This is a genomic window from Thermodesulforhabdus norvegica (genome assembly GCF_900114975.1).
Taxonomy (GTDB): domain Bacteria; phylum Desulfobacterota; class Syntrophobacteria; order Syntrophobacterales; family Thermodesulforhabdaceae; genus Thermodesulforhabdus; species Thermodesulforhabdus norvegica.
The window spans coordinates 39,587-47,838 of the sequence record NZ_FOUU01000014.1 but is presented as its reverse complement, the minus strand read 5'-3'; the positions used below and the strand labels follow the sequence as shown (position 1 = coordinate 47,838).

The following is an 8,252-nucleotide window of genomic DNA, read 5'->3' as shown; positions in this document are numbered from 1 at the left end:
AAACGGCTTGACGACTTTCCCTTCCATCACGCTCCCCCTTTCCAGAACCAGATTTACCTCTTGTTACTGGTCCAGTCCAGTTGGGGGTCACTATACCATCTCCCACATGTCCACCGTCCAGAAGAAGCTGTTCCAGATCTACGGCCTGGATAAGTACACCTGAACAAAACATAGCATTACACTTTTTTAATAACAATTACGCATAGTTAAACCATTAAAATGGGGCGTTCTGGAAAACTTGAGTCGGGGTATGGATGGACTAAGGGATACTTTTTAAGCACCTTTGCAAGTTTTTGTCAAAGGTGATGACCTCCCTCTCTTTGCCGTAGGCACACAAGAGGCAATCCACAAAGTCAAGATTCTTATTTTCAAAGATTTCAAGAGCCTTAAGAAGATGGGATTTGTTCAAAGCCTTTATGCCTTTGAGTTCAATCAATTCCCTCAAAACCTCCGATATCTCCGACCTGCTTACCTTGTAAAGCTTCTGAAGAACATAAACGACTTCCGCCAGGACTGACTCAAGAAGAAGAACTTTAGCCTTTCCATCAAATACTGCGTTGAACACTTCTTCCGCTTTTGCATAAAGCTCTTTATTGTCTTTCAACAGGTACCTGAGTATTACATTCGCATCAACCAGAGTTATGCTTTTCTCTGAAGGCATCAGCTATTGCCTCCTTTTCCATCTTCATGACCTCTTCTATAGGCTTTCCTTTAATAGCGTACTCGAGCAGAACTCCTCCGAGTTTCTTGACCGGCTTTATCACCACCTCCCCTTCTTTCATGGTTATCTCCACGAGGTCTGTTCCGAGCTTTTTTCTTATCTCTGCAGGTATCGTAACCTGACCCTTTCTGGTAATCTTAGCAATAGGCATATTTACCTCCTTATCACAGTATGAGCCTATTCAATAACTCACGAAGTCTTGAAAATAAAACATCGTGTCTAATTATCAAATAATTTTTATCGCAAATTTTGTTAAAATATTTCATAGTCAATTCCAAAAAAAATTATTGTCCCTCTATAAACTTTATTACAAAAGCAAATATAAACTAAATTATTGCAGGAGGCAACCTCCCTGGTATTATTTTTTGTCCTTCGGCTCCATTCTGGCTCAAGTTTCCATTTTTTGGGAATGCCTACCGGAAGTTCTAGGGTTTTTAAATGCTTATTGTTCCACATAGTATAACAGACAAGAAATTAATCTGTAAAATGTAATTGCCATGGAAACAAAAGGAACCGGAACAATAATAGCAAGAAAACGGGGCAACAGGAAATATTACTATTACTCCCGATCCTACCGTGTAAAGGTCGATCCCAATGCTACGGGAAAGACCAGGGGATCGGGAAAGAGCAAGGTTGTGACCCGGCAGGTTTACCTGGGCACTGCAGAAGATATATTGAAGCTGATTGAAGAAGCCCGAAAGCATCAGGAGCCCAAAAAGGTAAGCTCCCGGCAATTCGGCCTTCCCATGGCACTTTTTGAGGTGTCAGAAAGAATTGGGCTGAGGGATATTATAAACAGAGTGGTTCCCGGGAAGGTCTGCGGGATTACGCCGGGGGATTTCGTGCTCATAGCCGCCATAAACCGCGCTGGAAATCATTACAGCAGGGCAAAAATCGGAAGATGGTATAAGACGGTCTCCCTGGAGAGGTTTCAAAAAATCAAGGCGAAAAAACTTTCCAGCAAGGCTTTCTGGAGGGTTTTTGACAGGATAATAAGTGAACGGGAAATAAAGGAAGAAAAGGTCAAAAGGGGCTATGAGCCCAATGAGAAGCTAGATACGGATTATGCAACCTTTCGGCTCACAGAATAGAGGATGCCTTCCGGCATCTCAAAGATCGAGATCTCGTATCCTGCTATCCCGCATACCACTGGACCGATTCGAAGATAAGGGTTCATGCCTTTGTGTGCGTTCTTGCCCTTCTTCTGATAAAGCTTCTCTGTCTGATTGCAAATCGGGAAGGAATGGAAGTCACCACGACCCTTCTCATAGAAGAGCTTCAGGATATAAAGGAAGTCATCCTGGTCTACCCCAACAGGCGGGCCGTTAGAACCATCTCCCACATGTCCACCGTCCAGAAGAAGCTGTTCCAGATCTACGGCCTGGATAGTACACTTGAATAAAATATAGCATTACATTTTTTTAATAACAATTACGCATAGTTAAACCATTGAAATGGGGCGTTCTGGAAAACTTGAGTCTATGAGGTCTGCGTGTATCTGTTCCCTTGTTTTGCTTATCGTTTTTTATTCCATGGAAAAGGGGGAAACAGTTCTTAAAGGACGCACCATCAATTTCGTCCTTTTATGAAATTGGATAATTTATTGAAAATCACTGGCGCGCCTGGGAGGATTCGAACCCCCGACCCGCGGATTAGAAGTCCGCTGCTCTGTCCACCTGAGCTACAGGCGCGCTTTCGTCTAAAATTAAGCACAATATTCGCCTTCTGTCAAAATTATTCCTTAAACCCCGGCCCGACCTTTTCCGGATATACCCGGACACTACCTCCAGATATTTCCAGCCTACCCGAGCATATCTCCAGCGTCTCATCACATTTCAAATTTTCAGAAACCAGCAGTTCAACCTTATCCCTGTCAGCCCCTCGAAGCCTGGGCATTATCCGATCCAACCCTTTGAACATGAGTGTTCCAGACCCGGTGAAGGATCCTGCGGAGAAGCTTCCGTCGATATTAGCCACCCCTCCTGTGTCTCCGGGTAAATCAAAAGAGGCCTCCAAATATATCGGCAACTGCTTTTGAGTCATCAAACCGACAAGATACATGGTCACATAACCAAGAATCATCTGATCGGGCTCACTCTTTCTGGCCTCTCGCTGCAGTATGAGCCCGGCCGCAAGTACTTCAGAAGGAAGATCACTGACACTTGCCTTAAAGCTGCTTTTCAAGGGCCATAGATCTGAAGCACTCAACCCGGCCTGCTCCAGCTGCTCTTTGATACCCCACCCGTCCACAACAAGATCCTGCAGATTATAGGTTAACTCCAGCCATATCTTTCGTTTTTCATCAAGAAACCCGCGACTCATTACGGAGGTCCTGTTAATACTACAGTTTGCCTTTTCATCGGGCCCCACCATATCAAGGGAAAAATTGGCCATTTCCCAATTTAACACCCATAAGTCACGGTAATTCTTATCTAAATTAGCCGTAAGGCGCCACTTGTTTACCTTGTTAACCAGGGAATCCAGATTGTCGGTGTCCTCAACCACGGGCATGCTCTGCCAGTTTCCTCTGATGGAGTACAGAAGAGAATCTGCCCTGGCATCGATTACATTCATGCCTCCGGCTTCTTTCCCGTCTTTGAGCTCCACCACTATATTCCGTAAACTTACCGACATCGGGGACAGTCCGCCGTTAAGAGCGCTACAGGGCTCGAAGGTCACGTCTTTCAGGGAAAAATTCAAATCGATTTTCTCATCTCCATATACAAGCGAAGTATCATCAGCGGAACAGAACCTTAGATCACCGGATCTAAAAAGAGGGTATTCCATCTTTATATTCCCGACTTTAAGGACGCCTTCGCCGCTTAAACTCTTAATGCTCGCTTTAACGTCTTCTGCAACGACATCAACCGCCCAGTCGGGAAAAACCGACATTGGATTTAGGTGAACCTTATCAGGATCGATCTGCACATCTGTAACCACGACCTTTTGAGAGGACAAAATGTTCATCAGGTCATCTTCTATTGACTCTATGATACTGTTCTTCTGGTACACATAAAGAAAAAAGATACCTCCTCCAACTAAGGAGGCGATAACCAGTACAACAAGGAACGAACGCATTTTTTATCCTTTCTTTTCACGAGATTTTCAGGATTTGTTATTACAGGCCAGAACCTTTAAAAACCAATTTTCGGGACTTCTCTTTGCCTCATAAAGAGCTTTATCGGCCTCCTGAAGTAAAAGGTGCATCAACGCCTCTTCCGACTTATTCTCCAATTTCTTACACTCCGGAAGCAAAACGGCTATGCCTACGGAAAGGCCAACATGTCCCGGAGTAAGCTTTTTAAATTTTTTTATTATTCTTCTGGCAACATCTTCCGCAGCTTTTTGCTCAGTATTTGTAAGAAGAATAATGAACTCATCTCCTCCAAATCTAAAAACGAAATCAACGTCTTTCCTCACGGACTCATCCATAATCCTCACAGCCTTTTCCAGCAAGACGTCACCTGCCAGATGACCGAAGGTATCGTTATATTGCTTGAAGCGGTCGATATCCGAAAAAAGCAGGCTAAGGGGCTGCAGATACCTTATGGATCTTATGATTTCGCGTTTCAGCATAAAGCTGAGGGCATACCGATTGTACGCTCCGGTGAGGGCATCCTTGAGGAGGAGTTCTGCCATCTGAGCCCGTTCTTCTCTGTCTCTTGCAATGCGCTCGATCTTGGCGTCCAGCTCTTCGATGCCGAAGGGTTTTATTAAAAAATCCGCTGCACCCGCTCTCACGATGTCGGCATAACGATAATTTCTGATGTACCCCGTTATGGCCACTATGTCGACATTTCTGGGAACCGACTTAATCCTGCGGATAAGCTCCAGACCATCAAGCCCCGGCATGTGCATGTCCGTTATGACTATGTCGAAGGGAGTGTCTGAGAACATTCGGATTGCTTCCATTCCGTCCGATGCAGTTCTGACATGATAGCCCTTTCTGGTAAGGTGATCCAGGAGGAGCTTTCGTATATTTTCATCGTCGTCCACTACGAGAATTCGGAGAGGTGGCCTTTCCTTTGCGTAAACCCCGTACTCGGCATTGCTGACAAAAAGCTCGGGCATCTGCCTCACTCACAGACCTGAAGAAAAATTAAAAATTCGGAAGAACCACCTTACTTCTCAAGGGCTTTAAACCTACGGAAACCCGGACCAAAAAGCATTACTAGCATGAAAATTTGTTAAGCCTATGTCAATAAATTTTGCACACCCTTTGATTTTTTCACGGGTTCGGGCTAATTACTTCTTGCAAATCTAGAACTTGCAAGAGGTATCGGCCGGATGGAAGTAAAAGCCAATACAATTGTAGCATTTCGGTACAGATTTTTCGACCGAAAAGGACGACCTCTTCACAGAGGCAGGTGGTTCTATGGAAAAGGAATGATAGAGGGTGATGATATACCTGAGTTCCTTTCAGAACACCTGATAGGCAAAAGGAGGGGGGACACCATAACGATACCGGTTGAAGACCGGATTTTCGAAGGCGGTGAGCTTAAGGAAGAACTCGTGCCCAGAGATTTCCTGCCGGACCGGCCTGTAAGTCCCGGAGACACAGTATCCGTAATCGACGACAAAGGGTCTTCCTGGCTTATGAAGATAATCGATGTGCTTCCAGACCACGTAATTGCCGTACCTCTGGCGGGAAACCCGCAAAAAGCCGCTTTCATAGAAGTGACCGTGGAGGAGGTCAGGTGGGCTACTCCTGAAGAATTCATAAACCGCAGGGCCAGCAGGATGGAGAAATACCATGGATGATCTCAAAAGGGTTGCACGCTTTCTTTTTGAAACGGGCATGCTGAAAAAGATCCGTCGTACCGGTTATCCCTTTCTGGGATCGGGCGGAGAATCCGTGGCAGACCACTCGTTCCGCACGGCCCTGATAGGGCACGCACTTGCCCTGATCCAGGGTTACGAGAATCCCGAAAAGGTGGTCTTAATGTGTCTCATTCACGATCTTGCGGAAGCAAGAACCGGCGACCATAACTACGTTAACAAGCAGTACGTAAGCTCAGATGAAGCGAAGGCTTTTTCCGATGCCGTAAAAGAATTGCCCTGGGAGGGTTTGTATCGAGAGCTCTGGCACGAATATCAGGAGGAGCAGACAATAGCTTCAAAACTTGCTCATGATGCAGACCAGCTCGACCTTCTGGTGGAACTCAAGGAACAGCAGGATCTCGGCAATCGCTATGCCTCCAGGTGGATTAAATACGTGTTAAAACGCCTGCACACCGATGAGGCCTTAAAACTCGCAGAGGCCATTCTCCAAACCGATTGGACCTCCTGGTGGTTCGACAATAACGATTCATGGTGGGTCAGAAACAGGAAAGACTCCATCGCCGTGGAATGAAAAATTTATTATCTTAATGCCTTAGCAAGCAACTCTGCCATGTGAAGGACCCTAACGGGATTACCCCTTCGATCCATACCGCCGCGAAGCTGAAGCAAACAACCCGGGCAATCGGTAACGAGATACCTGGCGCCCGCGGACAGCACATCATCAAGCTTTTTTGAAAGAAGCTCCCGTGAGATCTCCGGGAACTCCAGAGAATAAGAGCCTCCCAGACCGCAACAAACCTCTTCTTCCGGGCAGGGCGCATAAACATAACCGGCAACAGAGATGAGCCTTCTCGGAGCCTCCTTGACCTTAAGACCACGGCATAGATGGCAGGGGGCATGATAGGTCACAGTTTCCCCTGATGACGAAAAAAAGGACTTTTCGTCATCTCCCATTAAGCCCAGCACAAAGGAGCTAAAATCCACGATTTTTTTAGAGAACTCAACCGCCCTGCTCCGTTCCTCCGGTGTGTAAAAAAGCCTGGGATAATTTTCCTTCATATGAGAGCCGCAGGAGGCACAGAGGGTCACAATGTAACGGCAGTCGGAAGCATCTCTGGCAAAGGCCCCAATGTTTTGAAGCGCCACAAGGCGGGCGGTCTCTTTTTCGGAGGCCATCAGGGCCGGCAGGCCACAGCAAGTCTGACCTTCCGGGAAGGTTACCGAGACTCCAAGCCTTTCAAAGATCTTCATGGCACTTTCGGCCTGTTCCGGATAAACAAAATCAATCAAACACCCTGCAAAAAAACCGACCTTTTCCCTTTCAGCCCCGGGTTCAGGCTTCACAGAAGGCCATCTGTCTCTGAAGGGATGAGCCGTTATTGACGGGAGGCTACGAAAGGAGTGTTCTTTCATGAAAAAGAACGGTAGATGCCTGATCATCCCATCGGAGTCGGCAATGGGTTTCTGGATTAACCTTGCCCGCCTTAAAAGAAAGTGAAAAAGCCGGCGATTCTTGAGAACCTTTGCAAGAACCAGGTTTTTTACCGGTTTTCTTCCCCTGTATTCCAGCACCTTCCCGTAGGTTTCCTTAATCAGGTACGGAAGGTCAATACCCACCGGACAAACTTCTTTGCAGGCCTGGCAGTTAAGGCAGTTGCGCACCAGGGCCTCGTCGTTTTCGGCTCCGTGATAAAAGTAGGTCAGAATAAGCCCTATGGCTCCTATGTAAACGTGACCGTAATTGTGACCGCCCACCAGCCTGTAGATCGGGCAAACGTTAGCGCAGGCACCACAGCGGATACATCGAAGTACTTCACCGAAGATCGGGTCCTTCGCAATCTCACTTCTTCCGTTGTCCAGAAACACAATGTAAAGTCTTTTCTGCCCGCCTTCGTCTCCGTTCCATGGAACCGCACCGGATATCCAGGTAACGTAGGTAGAAATGGGCTGACCTGTTGCGTTGCGTGGAAGAAGCCTGAGAATACGAAGAGCCGTTCCTGTGTCAGGCACAAGCTTATCCAGACCTACAAGGGCAATGTGTACGGGAGGAAGGGTCGTCACGAGGCGTGCATTGCCTTCATTTGTAACTATGCCCAGCGTCCCCGTTTCGGCAACGGCAAAGTTGGCCCCTGATATGCCCACATGAGCCTCAATAAATTCTTTCCTCAGCTCTCTCCTCGCAAGGGCAACCATTGCTCCAATGTCTTCCGGATCTATCGGCTGACCCGTATATTTCTGAAAAATCTCGGCCACATCCCTGCGACAAAGATGAATGGCCGGCATAACCATATGAGAAGGACCATGACCGCAGAGCTGAATAATCCACTCGCCCAGATCGGTTTCCACCACCCGGTAGCCTCTTTTTTCCAGATAGGCGTTGAGAAAAATCTCTTCGGCGGTCATGGATTTTGACTTGACAATTTTCCGCGCTCCGGCGTCCTGAGCTATCCTGTGGATAATCTCATTGGCCTCAAGAGCAGTACGGGCCCGATAAACCACGGCACCTTTCTCTTCGGCTTTCTCCTTGAAACGGGCGTACAGCTCTTCCAGCTTCTCCACAGCCGACTGTCTGGAAGAGCCGAGTTCAAGCCTCAGCCCTTCAAAATCAATACCCTCAAAGGCGCGCCCCCGGGCTTCTCTGTAGGAAAGAGCAAAGTTATCCAGGGTTGTTCGAAGATATTCATTTTCCAAGGCTTTCGCTAAATCACTTCGGTATTTTTTAATGCTTCTGGGCGATCTTTCCATGCCA

General features: G+C 47.0%; 9 protein-coding genes and 1 tRNA gene. 4 read left to right on the top strand and 6 right to left on the bottom strand.

What is annotated here, in order from left to right; genetic code table 11:
- Nucleotides 1-259 precede the first annotated feature (259 nt).
- Nucleotides 260-661: a type II toxin-antitoxin system VapC family toxin gene (locus BM091_RS13290; protein ID WP_218148903.1), complete on the bottom strand. Its 402-nt coding sequence runs from the start codon at nt 659-661 to the stop codon at nt 260-262.
- The gene (locus BM091_RS13285; RefSeq protein ID WP_093396470.1) at nt 630-872 is read right to left on the bottom strand and encodes an AbrB/MazE/SpoVT family DNA-binding domain-containing protein; all 243 of its coding nucleotides are present in this window, start codon (nt 870-872) and stop codon (nt 630-632) included. Before BM091_RS13285 ends, BM091_RS13290 begins: the two co-directional genes overlap by 32 nt.
- Nucleotides 873-1,218: 346 nt before the next feature.
- Between BM091_RS13285 and BM091_RS13280 the strand changes: the two genes are divergently transcribed.
- Together BM091_RS13280 and BM091_RS13275 are read left to right on the top strand one after the other, a co-directional pair.
- The gene (locus BM091_RS13280) at nt 1,219-1,812 is read left to right on the top strand and encodes a hypothetical protein (RefSeq protein ID WP_093396469.1); all 594 of its coding nucleotides are present in this window, start codon (nt 1,219-1,221) and stop codon (nt 1,810-1,812) included.
- A gap of 92 nt (nt 1,813-1,904) precedes the next feature.
- The gene (locus BM091_RS13275) at nt 1,905-2,123 is read left to right on the top strand and encodes a hypothetical protein (protein ID WP_093396467.1); all 219 of its coding nucleotides are present in this window, start codon (nt 1,905-1,907) and stop codon (nt 2,121-2,123) included.
- Between the two features lie 212 nt (nt 2,124-2,335).
- On the opposite strand, the gene BM091_RS13270 is transcribed toward BM091_RS13275, so the two are convergent.
- The 3 genes from BM091_RS13270 to BM091_RS13260 all read right to left on the bottom strand — a co-directional run bounded on the left by BM091_RS13270 (nt 2,336) and on the right by BM091_RS13260 (nt 4,792).
- A tRNA-Arg gene (locus tag BM091_RS13270) sits at nt 2,336-2,412 on the bottom strand.
- Nucleotides 2,413-2,455: 43 nt separating this feature from the next.
- Nucleotides 2,456-3,799 (bottom strand): hypothetical protein, encoded by a 1,344-nt coding sequence (locus BM091_RS13265; RefSeq protein ID WP_093396465.1) that lies wholly within the window; start codon nt 3,797-3,799, stop codon nt 2,456-2,458.
- 27 nt (nt 3,800-3,826) lie between these two features.
- Nucleotides 3,827-4,792: a GGDEF domain-containing protein gene (locus BM091_RS13260; protein WP_093396464.1), complete on the bottom strand. Its 966-nt coding sequence runs from the start codon at nt 4,790-4,792 to the stop codon at nt 3,827-3,829.
- Between the two features lie 216 nt (nt 4,793-5,008).
- Between BM091_RS13260 and BM091_RS13255 the strand changes: the two genes are divergently transcribed.
- A complete protein-coding gene (locus BM091_RS13255) occupies nt 5,009-5,482 on the top strand; it encodes a peptidylprolyl isomerase (protein ID WP_093396462.1) in 474 nt (157 codons plus the stop codon).
- Nucleotides 5,475-6,074: an HD domain-containing protein gene (locus BM091_RS13250; RefSeq protein WP_093396461.1), complete on the top strand. Its 600-nt coding sequence runs from the start codon at nt 5,475-5,477 to the stop codon at nt 6,072-6,074. Before BM091_RS13255 ends, BM091_RS13250 begins: the two co-directional genes overlap by 8 nt.
- Nucleotides 6,075-6,082: 8 nt before the next feature.
- On the opposite strand, the gene ldhH is transcribed toward BM091_RS13250, so the two are convergent.
- Nucleotides 6,083-8,248 carry an L-lactate dehydrogenase (quinone) large subunit LdhH gene (ldhH, locus tag BM091_RS13245; protein ID WP_093396459.1) on the bottom strand — a complete coding sequence of 722 codons (2,166 nt, stop codon included), beginning with the start codon at nt 8,246-8,248 and terminating at the stop codon, nt 6,083-6,085.
- Between the last annotated feature and the right edge of the window lie 4 nt (nt 8,249-8,252).